This is a genomic window from Companilactobacillus insicii (genome assembly GCF_003946015.1).
GTDB classification, from domain to species: domain Bacteria; phylum Bacillota; class Bacilli; order Lactobacillales; family Lactobacillaceae; genus Companilactobacillus; species Companilactobacillus insicii.
Genome location: NZ_RHNU01000046.1, coordinates 1 through 17,597 on the forward strand (window position 1 = coordinate 1; position 17,597 = coordinate 17,597).

General features: G+C 34.1%; 19 protein-coding genes. 13 read left to right on the plus strand and 6 right to left on the minus strand.

Annotation, left to right across the window (positions count from 1 at the left end; translation table 11 throughout):
• Positions 1 to 243 precede the first annotated feature (243 nt).
• From EKM79_RS11145 to rbsK, 6 genes are read left to right on the plus strand one after another with little or no spacing between them, the layout of a single operon-like run.
• A complete protein-coding gene (locus tag EKM79_RS11145; RefSeq protein ID WP_246005688.1) occupies positions 244 to 1,263 on the plus strand; it encodes a LacI family DNA-binding transcriptional regulator in 1,020 nt (339 codons plus the stop codon).
• 3 nt (positions 1,264 to 1,266) lie between these two features.
• On the plus strand, positions 1,267 to 1,659 hold the full coding sequence (gene rbsD / locus EKM79_RS11150) for a D-ribose pyranase (RefSeq protein ID WP_125568810.1): 393 nt from the start codon (positions 1,267 to 1,269) through the stop codon (positions 1,657 to 1,659).
• Positions 1,660 to 1,677: 18 nt separating this feature from the next.
• Positions 1,678 to 3,174 (plus strand): sugar ABC transporter ATP-binding protein, encoded by a 1,497-nt coding sequence (locus tag EKM79_RS11155; protein ID WP_125568813.1) that lies wholly within the window; start codon positions 1,678 to 1,680, stop codon positions 3,172 to 3,174.
• Positions 3,161 to 4,144, plus strand: coding sequence for an ABC transporter permease subunit (locus tag EKM79_RS11160; RefSeq protein ID WP_125568815.1), 984 nt, complete (start codon positions 3,161 to 3,163; stop codon positions 4,142 to 4,144). The genes EKM79_RS11155 and EKM79_RS11160 overlap by 14 nt, the downstream gene beginning before the upstream one ends.
• 23 nt (positions 4,145 to 4,167) lie before the next feature.
• Positions 4,168 to 5,127 (plus strand): D-ribose ABC transporter substrate-binding protein, encoded by a 960-nt coding sequence (locus EKM79_RS11165; RefSeq protein ID WP_125568817.1) that lies wholly within the window; start codon positions 4,168 to 4,170, stop codon positions 5,125 to 5,127.
• Between the two features lie 40 nt (positions 5,128 to 5,167).
• Positions 5,168 to 6,085 (plus strand): ribokinase, encoded by a 918-nt coding sequence (gene rbsK, locus EKM79_RS11170; protein WP_125568819.1) that lies wholly within the window; start codon positions 5,168 to 5,170, stop codon positions 6,083 to 6,085.
• A gap of 295 nt (positions 6,086 to 6,380) precedes the next feature.
• Here the strand turns inward: rbsK and EKM79_RS11175 are convergent, their stop codons facing one another.
• The 6 genes from EKM79_RS11175 to EKM79_RS11200 all read right to left on the minus strand — a co-directional run bounded on the left by EKM79_RS11175 (position 6,381) and on the right by EKM79_RS11200 (position 10,589).
• Positions 6,381 to 6,809 (minus strand): GNAT family N-acetyltransferase, encoded by a 429-nt coding sequence (locus EKM79_RS11175; protein ID WP_125568821.1) that lies wholly within the window; start codon positions 6,807 to 6,809, stop codon positions 6,381 to 6,383.
• A gap of 1 nt (position 6,810) precedes the next feature.
• A complete protein-coding gene (locus tag EKM79_RS11180) occupies positions 6,811 to 7,245 on the minus strand; it encodes a MarR family winged helix-turn-helix transcriptional regulator (RefSeq protein WP_125568823.1) in 435 nt (144 codons plus the stop codon).
• A gap of 105 nt (positions 7,246 to 7,350) precedes the next feature.
• Positions 7,351 to 7,935 carry an LOG family protein gene (locus tag EKM79_RS11185; RefSeq protein ID WP_342769534.1) on the minus strand — a complete coding sequence of 195 codons (585 nt, stop codon included), beginning with the start codon at positions 7,933 to 7,935 and terminating at the stop codon, positions 7,351 to 7,353.
• An 11-nt stretch (positions 7,936 to 7,946) separates the two neighbouring features.
• Positions 7,947 to 8,777 (minus strand): phage integrase N-terminal SAM-like domain-containing protein, encoded by an 831-nt coding sequence (locus tag EKM79_RS11190; RefSeq protein ID WP_125568827.1) that lies wholly within the window; start codon positions 8,775 to 8,777, stop codon positions 7,947 to 7,949.
• A 114-nt stretch (positions 8,778 to 8,891) separates the two neighbouring features.
• Positions 8,892 to 9,938 (minus strand): MupG family TIM beta-alpha barrel fold protein, encoded by a 1,047-nt coding sequence (locus EKM79_RS11195; RefSeq protein WP_125568829.1) that lies wholly within the window; start codon positions 9,936 to 9,938, stop codon positions 8,892 to 8,894.
• A 99-nt stretch (positions 9,939 to 10,037) separates the two neighbouring features.
• Complete coding sequence (locus tag EKM79_RS11200) at positions 10,038 to 10,589, minus strand: bifunctional transcriptional activator/DNA repair enzyme AdaA (protein WP_125568831.1); 552 nt, start codon at positions 10,587 to 10,589, stop codon at positions 10,038 to 10,040.
• A gap of 82 nt (positions 10,590 to 10,671) precedes the next feature.
• On the opposite strand from EKM79_RS11200, the gene EKM79_RS11205 reads away from it, so the two are divergent.
• From EKM79_RS11205 to EKM79_RS11235, 7 genes are all read left to right on the plus strand, one after another.
• Complete coding sequence (locus EKM79_RS11205; protein WP_246005689.1) at positions 10,672 to 11,163, plus strand: methylated-DNA--[protein]-cysteine S-methyltransferase; 492 nt, start codon at positions 10,672 to 10,674, stop codon at positions 11,161 to 11,163.
• A 2-nt stretch (positions 11,164 to 11,165) separates the two neighbouring features.
• The gene (locus EKM79_RS11210) at positions 11,166 to 11,942 is read left to right on the plus strand and encodes a Cof-type HAD-IIB family hydrolase (RefSeq protein ID WP_125568833.1); all 777 of its coding nucleotides are present in this window, start codon (positions 11,166 to 11,168) and stop codon (positions 11,940 to 11,942) included.
• A 108-nt stretch (positions 11,943 to 12,050) separates the two neighbouring features.
• A complete protein-coding gene (locus EKM79_RS11215) occupies positions 12,051 to 12,797 on the plus strand; it encodes an ABC transporter ATP-binding protein (RefSeq protein WP_125568836.1) in 747 nt (248 codons plus the stop codon).
• Positions 12,775 to 13,872 carry an ABC transporter permease gene (locus EKM79_RS11220; protein ID WP_125568838.1) on the plus strand — a complete coding sequence of 366 codons (1,098 nt, stop codon included), beginning with the start codon at positions 12,775 to 12,777 and terminating at the stop codon, positions 13,870 to 13,872. The genes EKM79_RS11215 and EKM79_RS11220 overlap by 23 nt, the downstream gene beginning before the upstream one ends.
• A 4-nt stretch (positions 13,873 to 13,876) precedes the next feature.
• Positions 13,877 to 14,530: a TetR/AcrR family transcriptional regulator gene (locus tag EKM79_RS11225; protein WP_125568840.1), complete on the plus strand. Its 654-nt coding sequence runs from the start codon at positions 13,877 to 13,879 to the stop codon at positions 14,528 to 14,530.
• A gap of 73 nt (positions 14,531 to 14,603) precedes the next feature.
• Positions 14,604 to 16,412 carry a DNA helicase RecQ gene (gene recQ, locus EKM79_RS11230; protein ID WP_125568842.1) on the plus strand — a complete coding sequence of 603 codons (1,809 nt, stop codon included), beginning with the start codon at positions 14,604 to 14,606 and terminating at the stop codon, positions 16,410 to 16,412.
• Positions 16,413 to 16,575: 163 nt separating this feature from the next.
• Entirely contained in the window at positions 16,576 to 17,430 is an 855-nt protein-coding gene (locus EKM79_RS11235; RefSeq protein WP_125568844.1) for a metallophosphoesterase family protein, read from the plus strand.
• Positions 17,431 to 17,597 lie beyond the last annotated feature (167 nt).

Below are 17,597 nucleotides of genomic sequence, written 5' to 3' on the forward strand. Positions count from 1 at the left end.
GAACAGTGATGTTCTTTTTGTGTTAAAAGGGAATAAAAAAACTGGTATTGATTATTCATCAATACCAGAAAGTATAGGACCATTTTTTTGATATCGTCATATTAGGGTGGTTATATTTATATATTACTTATAATTATGTTTAAATAACTCATAAAAAATATGTTGACAGCGCTTTCAGAACGGATATATAATAAAAATCAGTTAAGGGCGGTAAAACGTTTTACTTTGGTAAGGAGGGATGAATTGAATGGTGCGAGTAGAAGTACGACCATAAAGGACGTTGCAAAGTATGTAGGTATTTCAGTTACAGCAGTTTCACAGATTTTAAATGGTAAGGGTGAACGATTCAGCAAGGAAACAATTCGTAAAGTTCAAGAAGCTCAACGAGTTCTGAATTATCATCCTAATTTTTATGCTCGCGGTTTAGTTGGACGTCGTAGTAATTCCATTGGAATTGTTATTCCCAACATAATGAACCCGTTTTTTGCAAGTTTAGTTTTGAGTGTAGAGAATGCTGCTATACCTAGAGGTATTTTCCCACAGGTGTTCAGTGTCAATGGATTTCATGAGAATATTGATTATTTTATAGAGCAATTTATTTCTGGAACTCAAAAGGGATTAATTTTAGCCGCACCTGGCGCTTCGCAAGAAATTGTTGATAAATTGGCATCAAATAATTTACCAATGGTATTAACGGATCAAGCAGATCTTAGTGGTAAATATGACATGGTTCTTATTAACGAGTTAAAAGCTGGTGAAATGATAGCTGGTCATTTACTAGAACTAGGACATACTCGAATTGCGATTGTATTACCGTTTGGATTGACTTTGAATTTAAAACATAGATTCGACGGTTATAAATTAGCCTTTAAAAAGTATGACGTCGAAATTCCTTTTGATTTGATTTTTCAATGTGGATTTGATCCAAGCGGTGGAGTTGATGCTGTAAAAAAAATTATTGAGACTGATGCGACTGCCATTATAGCTATAAACGACGATGTAGCTATTGGTGTATATCGAGGACTTGCATTACACAAAAAAAAGATACCTGAAGATTACTCGGTGGTGGGCTTTGACAATATTAGTTTGACAGAGTATTTAACACCTGGTCTTACAACTATTGAACAACCAATTGAAGACATTGGCGAGCAAGCTGTACAGATGTTGGCGAATAAAATGGATGATTCAAATATGAAACCTCAATTTATGATTTTAGATGTGCGTCTTATAGTTAGAGATTCAACAAAAAAATTGGAGATGTAATATATGAAAAAAGGAACAGTATTGAATAGTCAAATATCAGCAGTTATTGCGGACATGGGTCATTTTGATACTTTATCTATTGGAGATGCAGGAATGCCTGTTCCGGCTGGAACAAAGAAAATCGATCTAGCTGTAGAAAAGGGTTTACCAAAGTTTATTGATGTTTTGAAAAATGTATTAACAGAATTAGAGGTACAAAAAATTTACTTGGCAGAAGAGATTAAGTCTCAAAATCCTGAACAGTTGAAGAATATTCAAAAAGTAATTGATGTTCCAGTTGAATTTATACCTCATGATGAAATGAAGAAAAGACTTGCTACTAATAAAGCTTTTATTAGAACTGGTGAAGTAACTCCTTATTCGAATATTATCCTGGAGAGTGGCGTTACATTTTAAACCTAAGGGGGTGAAAAAATGAAGATTGAGATGAAGAATATCTCCAAGGCCTTTGGCAAAAACAAAGTTCTTGAAGGTGTTAACTTCGCAGTTGAGTCTGGTGAAGTTCATGCACTTATGGGCGAGAATGGTGCTGGTAAGTCTACGTTAATGAATATATTAACGGGTCTTTATGGTGATGACGGCGGAGATATCCTAGTCGATGGACAACCAACTAGTTATTCTGGACCTTTGGATGCGGAACAACATGGTATTAGTTTTATTCATCAAGAAATGAATAATTTTTTGGAAATGTCAGTTGTCGATAATATGTTTTTGAACAAAGAAATAAAGAATAAATTTGGCATGATCAATGAGGATAAAATGCGAAAACAAGCGCGTGAATATCTTAGTAAATTAGGTGCAGATATAGATGTTGACAAACCTATTGGGACGCTAAGTGTAGGACGCCAACAATTGATTGAAATTGCTAAATCTATTATGACTGATGCAAAAATAATTATTATGGACGAGCCGACCGCTGCTTTGACAGAAAATGAGATTGATCAACTTTTTGCTGTAGTGAATGATCTTAAGAAACAAGGTGTTGGATTCATATACATATCACATCGTATGGAAGAAATTTTTAAAATTGCTGATAAGGTTACTGTCATGCGTGACGGTATATCCGTCAACGAGTATATGACCAAAGATGTTGATATGAAACAGCTTGTTCGTGATATGGTTGGTCGTGAAATCGGTGATTTTTATCCAGATAGAGATCCTCATTTTGGAAAAACAATATTGTCAGTTAAGAACCTTACGGAAAAAGGTATATTTGAAAATGTAAGTTTTGATGTTCATGAGGGAGAGATTCTTGCCTTCTCGGGATTAATGGGTGCCGGAAGAACTGAAATAATGCGTGCTATTTTCGGTATTGATCATTATGATTCTGGAGAGATTTATTTAGATGGCAAGAAAGTTAAGATTAAGGATCCTGAGTCAGCTATTAAACATCGGATTGGTTTCTTAACTGAAAATAGAAAAGATGAGGGACTTATATTAGCAGATTCGCTTCGTGACAACATTGCTTTACCGTCTATTAATGGTTTTGTTAAACATGGGTTGATAGATGATAAATCAGTGGACGATTTCGCCAATATGCTCATGAAACGTTTGACCGTTAAAGCAATGAGTGAGCAAGTTACTGCCGGAAGTTTGAGTGGTGGTAATCAGCAAAAAGTTGTTTTGGCAAAATGGGTTGGATCTGGTTCTAGGGTTCTCATTCTAGATGAACCAACAAGAGGAGTTGATGTCGGGGCAAAAAGGGAAATATATGATTTGATGAACGAACTAACTGATAGAAATGTTGCCATTATCATGATCTCCAGTGATTTACCAGAGGTTCTTGGTATGAGCGATAAAATTGCAGTCGTTTATGAAGGAAAGATTTCTGGAATTGTAGATACTAATGGTGCTACACAGGAATCAGTAATGACTTTAGCGACAGGAGGGACAGATAATGCAAGAAACTAAATCAGTTGAGACTGAAAAATCAAAAGGATTTGATTTTAAAAAATTCGTTGGTAAGATGGGTCCATTATTGGCATTGATTGTACTGGTTATATTGGTAACTGTGCTAAGTCCTGGATTCATTCAACCGAACAACTTATTGAATCTACTGCGTCAAGTTTCTATTAATGCCGTTATTGCATTTGGTATGACGTTTGTAATTTTAACTGGTGGTATTGATTTATCAGTTGGTTCAATTCTAGCTTTGACGGGAGCAGTTACGGCGACGTTATTGACAACCGGAATTTCACCTATCATTGCTTTGCTAGCTGGTATTGCTTTAGGTTCATTACTAGGATTTGTTAACGGCTTATTGATTGCTTATGGTAAAGCCGCACCGTTTATTGCAACGTTAGCCACTATGACGATTTTCCGTGGTGCTACTTATGTGTTTACAAATGGTAATCCGATTACGGGAGCCAAGATGAATGATAGTTTCATGTTTCAGTTTATGGGAAGAGGATACCTTTTAGGAATCCCATTTCCGATTTTTATCATGGCTGTCGTTTATCTAGTTCTTTATTTATTACTACACAAGACAACTTTTGGCCGTAAGACTTACGCACTTGGTGGTAATGAAAATGCTGCATTTATTGCTGGTGTTAAGACAAAGATGGTTACAATCTGGATTTATACAATTTCAGGGTTAATGGCTGCTATTGCTGGAATTATTTTGACATCACGTTTAAGCTCAGCTCAACCAGATGCTGGTACATCATATGAAATGGATGCCATTGCTGCGGTTGTTCTAGGAGGTACGAGTCTTGCCGGTGGTAAAGGACGTATCTTCGGTACATTGATTGGTGCCTTAATTATTGGGACATTGAACAATGGTATGAATTTATTAGGTATTTCAAGTTTCTATCAGCAAATAGTTAAAGGTATTGTAATTATTATTGCTGTCTTATTAGATCGCAAATCAAACGACAAATAATAATCTTAAGGGGATTAAACACAATGAATAAATCTTTGAAACGTCTCATTGCACTTATTAGTGTTACATTTATCGCAATTTTTGCTCTTGCCGCATGTGGCAAGTCAGGACTTGATTCTGGAGGTTCAAATGGATCTAAAGTTGAAAAGAAGAGTCCTAAAGATTTAAAGGTTGGTGTATCATTATCAACTCAATCAAATCCGTTTTTCGTATCAGTTAAAAAGGGTATTCAAGGATTAGCTGATAAAAAAGGTACAAAAGTACAAATTTCAGATGCACAAAATGATACTGCAAAGCAAAACAATGATATCGAAGATTTAATTACTAAAAAGGTCGATGTACTAATCATTAACCCAGTTGATTCAAGTGCCATTACACCTGCTGTTAAAGATGCAAATGATGCGGGAATCCCAGTTATTACGGTTGACCGTTCAGCTGATGGTGGTAAGGTTCTATCATTAGTTGCTTCAAACTCAACAAAGGGTGGTCAAATGGCTGCTAAGTTTATGATCGACAAATTAGGTAATAATGCTAAAATTGCTGAATTACAAGGTATTCCAGGTGCTTCAGCTACACGTGAACGTGGTAAAGGTTTTGACAATGCAGCCAAAGGTAAATTAGACATTGTTGCAAAGCAAACTGCTGGTTTTGATCGTGCTAAAGGTTTGAGTACAACAGAAAATATTCTTCAAGGTAACAGTGATGTTGTTGGTATTTTCTCACAAAATGATGAAATGGCTCTTGGTGCAGTTCAAGCAGTTAAGGCTGCTGGTAAAGAAATAACTATTGTTGGATTTGATGGTGAAGATGACGGTATCAAAGCTGTTAAATCAGGTAAGATGGCAGCCACAGTTGCTCAACAACCAGAAGAAATGGGTAGATTAGCTCTTCAAGCAGCATATGACCACTTCAATGGTAAGACAGTTAAGAAAAATATTGAATCACCATTGAAATTAGTTACTACAGAAAGCTTGAATAAATAATAGCAATTTACCTCTTAACTATTAGTAAGGGAGATCTATTATGAATAAAGTAACTGTAGTGGGCAGTATTAATGTTGACAGTATTTTACATATCAAGCAATTACCTCAACCTGGAGAAACAATAGGGATGAATTCATTCTCTAAGGCTGCGGGCGGTAAAGGAGCAAATCAAGCCGTTTCAGCAGCTAGGTCTGGTGCCAAAACCTATTTCGTTGGTTGTGTTGGTGATGACAGTAACGGTGATTTTATGCTGAAGCAATTGGATGACAATAAGATAAATATCGATAATATCAGAGTTGCGCGTGGTAGCAATACAGGTCAAGCCTATATCCTCCTTCAAGAATCTGGGCAAAATTCGATTATCGTTCAAGCTGGAGCCAATTTTGAATTGACTCAGGCTGATATTGAGCACGCCTCTGAAACTATAAAAGATAGTGACTTTGTTATCTCTGAATTTGAAACACCAATGAATACTGGAATTACGGCGTTTCAATTGGCTCATCAAGCAGGCAAAAAAACAATACTTAATCCTGCACCGGCGAATAATGAAATCCCATCTGATTTATTATCTTTGACAGATTTAATTGTTCCTAATGAAACTGAGAGTGAATTAATTACTGGGATTAAAATTACTGATCAAAAATCAATGGAAGATTCAGCCAGATACTATGAGAGATTTGGTATTAAAAATGTGATAATCACAATCGGTGAGCATGGTTCATACGTATCTTTAAATGGTACAGGAAAAATTGTTCCGGCGTTTAAAGTAAATGCTGTTGATACAACTGCTGCAGGAGACACATTTATTGGTGCTTTGGCATCAGTATTGGATAAGGATTTCTCTAATCTATTTGAATCTGTTGTCTATGCAAGTAGAGCTTCATCATTAACAGTTCAAAAGCTTGGAGCATTTCCGTCTATTCCTACAAATGAAGCAATTGTTGATGCTGAAAAATAATACGAAAAAACACGTCAGATTAAAATCTGGCGTGTTTTCGTATCAGGGAATTGATGGAATTTTTTAGTTGATCTATATCGTATTTTAAATTTATCGTATATTTAATTTTAAAATTGGGAGGGGTATCATATTTAATATTCATTAGTGGGAAACCACAATCAATTAAAATGATAATCTAAGGAAATATCCATCAGATAGGAGATATAAATCCTTTCCCATCTGACAACGTAAATATAGTACCTTTTATTGAATAGTGAAAGATAAAAGACTTGAAAATCACATTTAAATTATTATATTAATTCTTAAACATTTTTATATGGGGAGTGTGATTAAATAAAAATACGTCTCCAATACTTTTGAATCCAAATTTCTCATAGAATTTTTCAACATATGTTTGTGCTTCAATTATTATTTCTTTGTGAGGATACTTCTTATCGATTACTTTAAGGACTTCTTCAATTAAGTCTGAACCTAATCCAGTTCCACGGTTACTTTTAGCTGTTACAACGCGACCAAAAGTAACATGTTCATTCTCAATAAAAATTCTAGCGTACGCAATCATTTGGTTATTTTTGTATTTGAATAAATGAATTGAGTGAAGATCATTTTCATCGATTTCTTGATAAATTCTTTTTTGCTCAACAACGAAAGTTTTGACTCTAAGATTCATTAGATCATAAAGTTCTCTAGTATTTAATTCTTGGAACGTCTTTGCTTCCCACATATTATTTACCATCTGTTTCAAATAAAATATTGTTGATCGTTTCAAATGCTTGATACAGTTTGAATTGATTTTGGTTTGACAAATTTTGTATTAATTTTTGTATTTGTACATTAGAATCAGCGTCAATCTTGGCTAATAAGCTAATACCATCTTTTGTTAGAGAAATGTTCTTTGATCTAGCATCGATTGTAGATGTACTTTTTTCAATGTAGTTTAGTTTGGTTAGTTTTTTTATGATGCGACTGGTATAACTGGCATCAAGGTTCAGTGTAGTTGCGATGGCCATAGGTGTGTTATTATCTCCGATGGACATTAGTACACGTGCTTCAGGAAAACTTAGTTCAGTGTTGAAGACTCGTTTATTCAATAAACCTAGAGTATTAGTATACCGACGATTGAATTGTCTGATCAGATTTATTTCTTTCTTACTCAACATATTTGATTACTCCTTTAGTGGACAAAAGCCATTATATTCTTAATGCTGGCTTTTGTCCATTATCTTTTATAAAAAAACTAGAGTTAATTAATAACTCTAGTTATATTACTTAACATCTTTGAATGAGCGTAATTTAGGCGGAATGTAACTATCTATAAATTCTTTTATTTCCTCTAAAGAATCACTAAAAAGTAATTTTCTTCGATCTGTTTCAGTTAAAAATTCATTTTTAGTCATAGTATCAAAAAACTCTTCAAGGGCATCGTAGTAGTGATTTACATTGTAGAATATGCAGGGATTATTATTATCGCCGATTCTTGTCCATGAGTATGCTTCAGAAATTTCCTCTAATGTTCCAGGACCTCCAGGCAATGCAATACTAGCAATTGAATTATCAAGCATAGAACGTTTCCTAATATCCATGCTGTCAACAATGTCGAGTTTTGATAAGTTTTGTTTAGATAAGTCACGTGAGGCAAGACTTTTGGTAATTATTCCGTGAACGTAACCATTATCGGACAAAACTGTTTCGGCAAGCACGCCCATTAGCCCGAAGCGTCCGCCTCCATATGTCAGTCCATAATTATTTTTAGTTATCCAATGTCCGAGTTCTTTTGCGGAATTAGTATATATTGGATCATTACCTGTAGCTGCACCACAGTATACAGCGATATTTTTCAAGTTTGTCACTCTTTTCGTTTTTAATCATTCATAAAATTTAATTCTCGTTTCAAACGACGGTAATACAATAGGGATGCAGTTTCGAGAGCGTTTAGTGCACGTTCTTGATCATCTGACAAGTCTTTTGTGCTTAATGCCATGAGAATGAAAGTCGTATAAAGCTTTTTAGGAGATAGATCCAAGTTAGTAGTTTCACTGTCCTTCTTTAAATCACGATGTAGGGCAGGGACCGTTAGTAGTGGTGAGTTTGCGCCTTTATTTCGGCTTAGAAATAAGTTCTTATTATTCCAGTGTGATTGTAGTGGAGTTACAAATGCTTGGTACGACTCTAGAAACTTTTTTTCCAAAGTAGTAAATTTTAGTTGATTAAATGTAAGATAAAAGCCTGGTTCTAAGGCTTCTTTATAGTTGAATCCTTTTGCTATGATAAGGATTAGTAGTCGTGTATAGATACTTAAGTCAGCATTTAAATATTTTGGCAAGTTTTGAAAAACTTCAATTGGAAAATCACTTTGCTGAGGTACAACAACGCTATTAATATTTAGCGTTGGAATTTCAGGAGTTTTTTTAAGACTAAAAAGATATTTGAAGTACACATTTAAATTACTAATGACTTTGTTTATTGTACTAGGACTTAAATGAAGGTTTTCCATCATAAAATTTTTAAATAATCTAACATCCATTTCATGAACATCCTTTACATCTTCGGATATCTTATAATCTTCGTTGTGTTGAATTGTATATGAGAAAAAGTCATTCAGGGAATTCATATATTCTGTGTGAGCTCGTTCGGATATATGTCGAGTTTTTAAGTAGGCATTAAAACCAGTTAGATAAGGAATTTTTGACATATGAAACCTCCTTTATATTAAGATAATTATACCGTAAATACCGATCCAATCGTATTTTTGAGTATTAAAAAAGTCACTCACATTTTATAATGTGAGTGACTTTTTCGTGTGCAGTTATACTTTAATTAATTTGAATGCGGCACCGCCATCTATATACGACAATAGTTTTAAGTCATCCTTTATTATTTTACCAAGAACATTCACTTTTTGACTTGCTGGAAGATGAGTACAGACGATTTGAATTTCGCCCATATAGGTTTCAAATAATCGATTGTCAATCGTCACTGAACCGAAGATACGGTTTGTATTATTAGTTGGTTCAATAGTATTTAGATTCATCTTTCGACTTTCAGTCAATCTTATTAAGTCTCGTGCAGGATCCTTACGATTGTGGAATATTTCAGTAAAGAGATATTTTGGAGTACCGATTCTAGTGCCAGACATGTGTAATGGAATATAACCATCAGTAAAGTACGCATAAAATGATTTTTGTTGAGAAGGTTCTAAATAACTATCTCCGATGACTACATTATCGACATCTAGTTTTTGCAATTCAATTGCTGCGATAAAAGGTAATGCTTTACGATGTCGTTCAAGAGTTGGCATTCCAGCGTTAAATGGTTCATTAAGTGGTTCACTACCTGTAACGAAAGCATGAATTTGAAATCCTAATTTTTTTAACCAGCGATTTTTTTGCGCAAACCAAGTCAAATCCAGTCCAGTATCAATATGCGGATATGAATCGTACCAAGCATCGAGGTCACTGAAATTAACTTTTAATTTTTTTAGTTCCACTATGTCTGAATTACCAATGGTACTAGCATCTAAAGCGATAGACTCTGATTTATAAAGTTGAGCAATGTTTTCATTCGAAAAGCTACTGTCTAATCGAAATGTCATCTGATCGTGATAGTTATTGAAATCAGTTTGTTTACTAAGAATTTCAAATGATTGGTTACTAACTCCAACAATCAATTTTAAGTCTAATTCTTTAGTTAAGTCAGATAAGCGGTATAGGTTATCAAAATAACTAGGTAACTTATCATTAGGGATGTCAGTTGATGTAAAAACTTCTGAGAAGCCAGAATCCTTCATATTCTTGAAGTATTCTATAGTTTCTTTGGTTATAGTTTGATTTAAATAGAAAGAGAATCCGATCATGTGCTCCCCCTTGTAAAAAAAATCCAATTTAATATATAGTATTATTAATTGGCCATTATTTCTATATTTTTTTGGTATTATTTGGTATTAATAGTAATATTATAGTTTCTTTGCCCTAAAAACTTCAGGTGTTACCAGTAGATATTTCTTAAAGGTAGTTATGAAATAAGTGTCACTTGTGAATCCAACACGGGTGGCAATAGTTTTGATAGGTAATTTTGTTTCCCGTAACAGAACTTGAGCGTGTTTCAGGCGTAATTCAGTTAAGTATTGTTGAGGTGTTTTACTACTTGCTTTTTTAAATATCCGCTGCAGATTGAATGGGCTGCCGTGGCACTCTTCAGCAATTACATCGAGACTAAGTTTTCTTTGATAATTATTGTCCAAATAATATTTGATTTCGTTTACCCATTCATTGTTGGGAACATTTCCGGTGGGCTGACATCTTTTACAAGGTCGGAAATCATTTTTGATTGCATCTTCGCCATTTTTAAATATTAATACGTTTTCTCTAGACGGTTTTCGAGAGGGGCAAGATGGTTTACAAAATATTTTGGTTGTTTTTACGCCGTAAAGAAAGTTACCATTAGCACTTGCATCATTGTTAATGATTTGTTCCCAGCGTTTTGCTGTTAATGGATATTTTTTCATCAAAGCCTCCTGATAATTGAAGAGCAAGATTTTTAAATGAATTGTAGCATATACTAAAGGCATACAAAAGTAGGTGTAAATTGTGAGAAAAATTTATTATCAAATAATTAAATTCGAAGAGTACAAATATATTGTTGCTGCCACTAACAAAGGATTAGCCTTTGTTGGATTAAGAGATGAAACTTTGGAAGATATGTCAAAATTTTATCCTAAGGCTGAGTTCATTGAAGATTATAGTCTTACAAATCATTATGCTAAAGAAATAACGGAATATTTAGATGGTAATAGGACCAAATTTGATTTAAAACTAGATATAGTAGGAACTGAATTTCAAGAATCTGTTTGGAAAGCAGTGGCAAAGATCCCCTACGGTGAAGTATCAAATTATACTAAAATTGCTAATTCAATCAATAGGCCTAAGGCTGTGCGTGCAGTAGGAACTGCTATTGGTAGAAATCCAGTGCCACTAGTTATACCGTGCCATCGTGTATTGGCTAAGGATGGAACGTTAGGTGGATATCGTGGTGGTTTAGAGATGAAATCAGATTTGTTACATTTGGAGAGGAAAAAATAATTATGGATCAGTATAAAGTGGCGTTTTTTGATATTGATGGAACACTTGCAGGTCATAAAACATCCGAGGATACGACTATTTTAAGCCGAATTCCGGATTCTGCTAAGAATGCTTTAAAAGCATTGCGTAGTTCGGGGATTCAACCAGTAATTGCTACTGGTAGAAATTATGGCATGATAAAAGATATTTTATCTGAGTTAGACGTTGATAGTTTTGTTGCAAATAATGGTCGTTATGTTGTATATAAAGGTCAAACCATTTCACATGATACTTTTGATAAAGATCATTTAAGTGCAGTAATAGATTATTTCCAGATAAACAATATTGAATTTTGTTTTGAAACTATTGATCAATTATATGTTTATGAAAGTTCTAATTTCAAAGGTGACGGTTCAATGAAATTTAAAACAATACCAGATGGAATGATACCAAATGAAATAATTCAATTGATTGTTATGAATGAGGATAAGGTACCGGACACAATCCCAGTTGAGGGTATAAAGATGTTAAAGGTTGCTAGAAACGTTTATGACGTTACTATGAATCATTCGAATAAGGCAATTGGAGTTCAGAAAATACTTACCAGTATGAATATCTTTCCAAATCAAACAATTGCATTCGGAGATGAGATTAATGATCTCGATATGTTTGATGTTGTTGGGTTCTCAGTTGCCATGGGAGATGGCAATCCTATCGTTCAAACAGTGGCGGATTACGTTACGACTGGTGTGTATGATGATGGCATTTGGAATGCATGTAAAAAATTAGAATTAATGTGAAACTTCAATATTATATTGGAGTTTTTTATTTACATTAATAATGTTTTGAAGTAAACTTCATTTGTAAAGTTAGTAAATACTCACTCACCGCAATAGGAGTTGTGTCTTATGAATGATATAAGTGTAATAACATTAAATAATGTAGTGAAAAGATTTGGTAAACAAACTGTTTTAAATCATGTTAATATGCAAATTTATCCAGGACAAATAGTCGGATTGATTGGGCCGTCCGGTGCTGGTAAATCAACAATCATCAAGATTATATTAGGAATGGAATTGGCTGATGAAGGTAGTACTAATGTCTTTGGTAAACAAATGCCTAATCGAAGGTTGTTAGGTAGAATTGGCTATATGGCACAATCTGACGCTTTGTATGAGTCATTAAGCGGACGAGAAAATTTACAATTTTATGCTGATATGAAGGGCTTAAATAAAAGAAGTTCTGATATGCAAATTATGCATGTTGCTCAAGTGGTAGACCTAACATCAAGTCTGGATAAACGTGTTAATGGTTATTCAGGTGGTATGAAGCGGCGTTTGTCATTGGCTATTGCAATGTTGGGAAATAACGATATTTTAATTCTTGATGAGCCAACTGTTGGTGTAGATCCGGCATTACGTAGAAGTATTTGGGCAGAATTAAAAAAATTACGTAATCAAGGTAAAACCATTATGGTTACAACTCATGTGATGGATGAAGCGGAATTAGTTGATGAAGTGGCTTTGTTACTGGGAGGTAGAATTATAGCCTACAGTGATCCTTATTCGTTGAAACAATATTATCAGGTAAACTCTATTGAAGAAGTCTTTTTGAAAGCTGAGGCAATTAATAATGCGTATAATGTCAATTACTAAGCGTGTAACTAAAGAATTACTACGTGATAAGCGAACATTAGCCTTAATGTTTCTAGCGCCAATGTTTATATTGTTCCTTATGAAATTAGTTTTTTCAGTTAATTCAACGACATCAGTAAATATTGCAACCGTTAATGTTCAATCAGGTCTAGTGTCAGATTTGGACAAGGTAAGTCATATTGATACACATAAGTATTCGTTATCGAAGGCTAATGATGCCCTGAAAAATGGTACAGTCGATGCAGTAGTGCGTTACAAGAATAGTGAATATTATGTAACTTATGCTAATACTGATGCCAGTAAGACTAATGCGACCAAGGCGGCATTAAAATCTTCAATTATTGTTAACAATATGGGGCAACTAAAAAGATCTTTATTGAGATTTCAATCTCAAGTGCCTCAAGTACCTGAGAAAACATCTAAGTCTGGTGCTATTAAGATTCATAATAAGTATTTGTACGGAGATAAAGATACTAATTTTTTTGATAAGATCGTACCCATATTAATGGGCTTTTTCGTCTTCTTTTTTGTATTTCTAATTTCAGGGATGGCTTTACTCAATGAACGTACATCAGGTACACTTTATCGCCTGTTAGCTACACCGGTTAAACGTTCAGAGATTGTTTTTGGCTATATGTTGAGCTATGGATTTTTAGCAATTTTACAGACATTGATAATTGTATTGTTTACAATATGGGCTTTGAATGTTGAAGTCGTCGGTAGTGTCTTTTATGTGATACTAATCAATTTTGTATTAGCATTAGTAGCATTAGCCTTTGGAATATTGATGTCAACTTTCGCTAAATCTGAATTTCAAATGATGCAGTTTATCCCGTTGGTCGTTATTCCGCAGATATTCTTTTCGGGGATTATACCAATGGATTCAATGGCACAAGGAGTTAAATTTATTTCTTATATTTTGCCAATGAAATACGCCGGGGATGCATTAACTGGAGTTGTAATGAATGGTTACTCAATTGGTCAAATAATCATTCCTATCTTAGTGTTGTTATTGTTTTTAGTAGTATTAACTATTTTGAATATAGTAGGTTTAAGAAAGTATAGAAAGGTTTAACAAAATGACAGAAGATATAGTTTTTAAAGATTTGAATGACTGGATTGAAAATAGTCAAATGCCAAATGGCAAACGTAATGTTTTGAGAGCGGCTATCAAGCTTTTTGCAGAACAAGGATATGATGGTACGTCAACTGCTCAAATTGCACAGGAGTCAGGAATGAGTCAGGCAACCATATTTAAGTATTTTAAAACTAAAGACATTTTGCTGAAGGCTATTATAAAACCAGTAATTACTAACTTATTACCATCATATGGTAGTAAGTTTATTGCCAATGTATCTAATCACAGCACAAATCTAAAGCAAATGGTTCATTTTATTATTCGTGATCGATTTGATTTCTTGATTAGTAACAAGAGTGTTGTGTTAATCATTATATCGGAGCTGTTAGTTAATGATGATGTTAAAGAAATGGGAATGAATTTTGTTAATGATAAGAAAGAACAATTTATTAGCGTAATTTGGAAAGCAATGCAGGAAACTGGTGAATTGAGGGATGATATCGATTTACTGTATGTGCTCCGTACCATCGCAAGTCAATTGATTTTTTACTTTATTCAAACGCAGAAGCTAATGATTAACAGTACTTCCGAGTCAAATATTGACAAGGAACTGGATAGAATTGAAGTAGGAGTAATAAAGGCAATTTCAAAATAGTATTTCTTAGTTTGCGGGCTCGTAATATCGTGATATGCTAGTAAATGTACTTTTTAATTGAGGAGCATTCAAATTGGATTCGCAGACAGTTCTAAAAGATGTCTTTGGGTATGACAATTTTCGCCCAGGACAACGTAAAATAATTAATCATGTTTTAAATGGTGATCGTACACTAGGAATAATGCCGACAGGTGGCGGAAAATCAGTTTGTTATCAACTTCCAGCAATTATGTTTTCAGGGTTAACATTAGTCGTTTCTCCACTGATTTCGTTGATGAAAGATCAAGTTGATAGTTTGAACGAAATGAATATACCAGCCACCTTTATTAATAGTACTCTCGATTATCGTGATCAAGAAGAACGTATGCGCTATATTGAATCTGGGGCTGTCAAATTACTTTATGCTGCTCCCGAAAGAATTGAAAATCCTGAGTTTTATAGCTGGCTTTGTCAGTTACCAATTGATTTGGTGGCTATTGATGAGGCACACGTTTTGTCATCTTGGGGACATGATTTTCGTCCCAGTTATTTGAACATAATCGATCCATTGAATAATTTACCTAGTCAACCCGCTTGGTTAGCGTTGACCGCTACGGCCACTAGTCGAGTTCAGGAAGATTTAGTAAAGATATTAGATGTCCCAGATGAAAATATAGTTAAAACTGGCTTTGCCAGAGATAATATAGCTCTAAAAATTGAGCGTGGAGTCAGTAAGCTTCCATATTTGCTTAATTATGTTAAATCTCATAAGAATGAATCAGGAATTATATATGCCGGGCGTCGAAAAGATGTTGACACTATTTATGAGTATTTAAATGAACATGGCATAAAAGCGGGTCGATACCACGCTGGTTTAGATGATGAAGAACGTCATCAGCAGCAAGAAGATTTCTTATTTGATGAAGTTAATGTTATTGTTGCTACTAATGCGTTTGGTATGGGAATTAACAAGACTAACGTCCGTTACGTAATACATTTTACGATACCCGGAACTATAGAAAGTTATTACCAAGAAGTAGGTAGGGCAGGGCGTGATGGATTACCAGCAGAGGCAATCTTACTGTATACGCCTGCCGATTTAAGATTACATAGGTTCTTTATAGAACAATCAGAAGCTGATGAAGATTATAAACAGAGTCTAAGTGAAAAATTACGAGAAATGAATCAGTATGCGATGACAGAAGTTTGTCTGATGAGATATATTCTGCGGTATTTTGGGGAAATAACAGATAAAAATTGTGGTCATTGTTCAAATTGCCTAGATAATCGTGAAACTACAGATGTCACTGATGATTCGCAAAAAGTTTTGAGTTGTGTCGTCAGAATGGAACAAAAATATGGTAAGAAAACAGTTGGAAGGGTCCTTGCCGGGAAGGCTGATGTGGCAAGTGATTGGCGAAATTTTGGTAAGTTATCAACTTTTGGATTACTGCATGATTGGACTCTGAAATCGATTAATGAGTTTATAGAATATTTAACTGCAAATGGATATTTAATGACTACAAATGGTCAATATCCATTATTGAGATTAACAGAGAAGGGTGCACTTGTACTTAAGGGAAAGGCTAATGTTGCCCGTAAGACAGTTACAATTCATGTGGATCAAGTTAAAGAAATCGCTAATGACGGAACCTATGACGAGAAATTGTTTGAACGACTTAGAAAATTACGTTTGGATATTGCTCATGCACAAGATTTGCCACCATTTGTTATCTTTTCTGATAAGTCACTTCGTGATATGTCTCAAAAGATGCCGGAAAATGCAAATGAATTTTTGATTGTTAACGGAGTCGGAAATGCAAAATTAGAACGTTATGGTGAGAGATTTATTGAATTAATCAAAAATTATAAAAATGAAAGCAATGAAGTTTCAAATTCATAAAACTATTAGAAATCTAGCCAGTCGGCTAGATTTTTTTGAAATATAAATAATCGATGATTATTATTTGTGAAATTAAATGTTTTACGAAAACACAAGAAAAAAATAACAAAATTGACCAAACGACCGATGACACCTATACTTTTAAGTGAAATGAGATGAAAAAATGACTAGAATTGCTCTATTATCAGACGTTCACGGAGATATAACTGCTCTTCAAGCAGTTATAAACAATTTAAAAAAAGAAAATATCAAGGAATCATGGTATCTCGGTGATCTACTAATGCCAGGACCTGGGACAAACGAATTGTTTGAAATGCTTGAATCAGTGAATACGACCGTCTTATTACGCGGAAATTGGGATAATTTTCTATTTGAAGACGTCAGCAAGCTTACTGAACGTGATCTACAAGACCCCGTGACACCTTACATACTAATGCTTATGAAGTACACCCTTAATAAGACTGAGGATAAATATCTAAATAGACTTAAGAAGGCCCCTATATACAAAGAAATTGCTCTTAATGGCAGCAAAATTTTATTAACACACAATACAAAAGAAAAAAATTTTGGTCATGAACTATTACCTTATCAAAAACAGGCGCATTTTGACGACCTGTTCGATGATTTAGACTATGACTTGGTCGTATACGGTCACACACATCACCAAATAATGCGTACTAGTAGCAAAGATCAATTAGTTATTAATCCAGGCTCTATTGGGCAGCCATATACTGAATGGCATAAATTTAGACCCGATAGACGTGCTCAATATGCAATTATAGACATTGATCAATACGGATATGCTGACATTGAATTTAAAAAGGTATCATTTGATGTGAATCATGAGTTGGAATTAGCTAAGCAGATGAATTTGCCATATATTGAACTATATAAAAAGATATTCACTGAAGGAATCGCATATACGCACAATCAGCCAGAATTGAAAAAATATATGGATAAGCACGATTATAAGTCACAAGCAATGAAGTTTTATAGACAATTAATGAATCTTGATTAACTTACTAGATAAGATAAAAAAACTTAGAAAGTTATAAAAAGTTATAAAGAGATGCTACGTTAAAAAGCGATACGTAGCTATTAAATCTCGCTCCAATGTATCAAAATAGAGTGCAACAAAAACTAATTGATTCAAAAAGAAAATGTTTTATTTTGTGAGTGTAATAA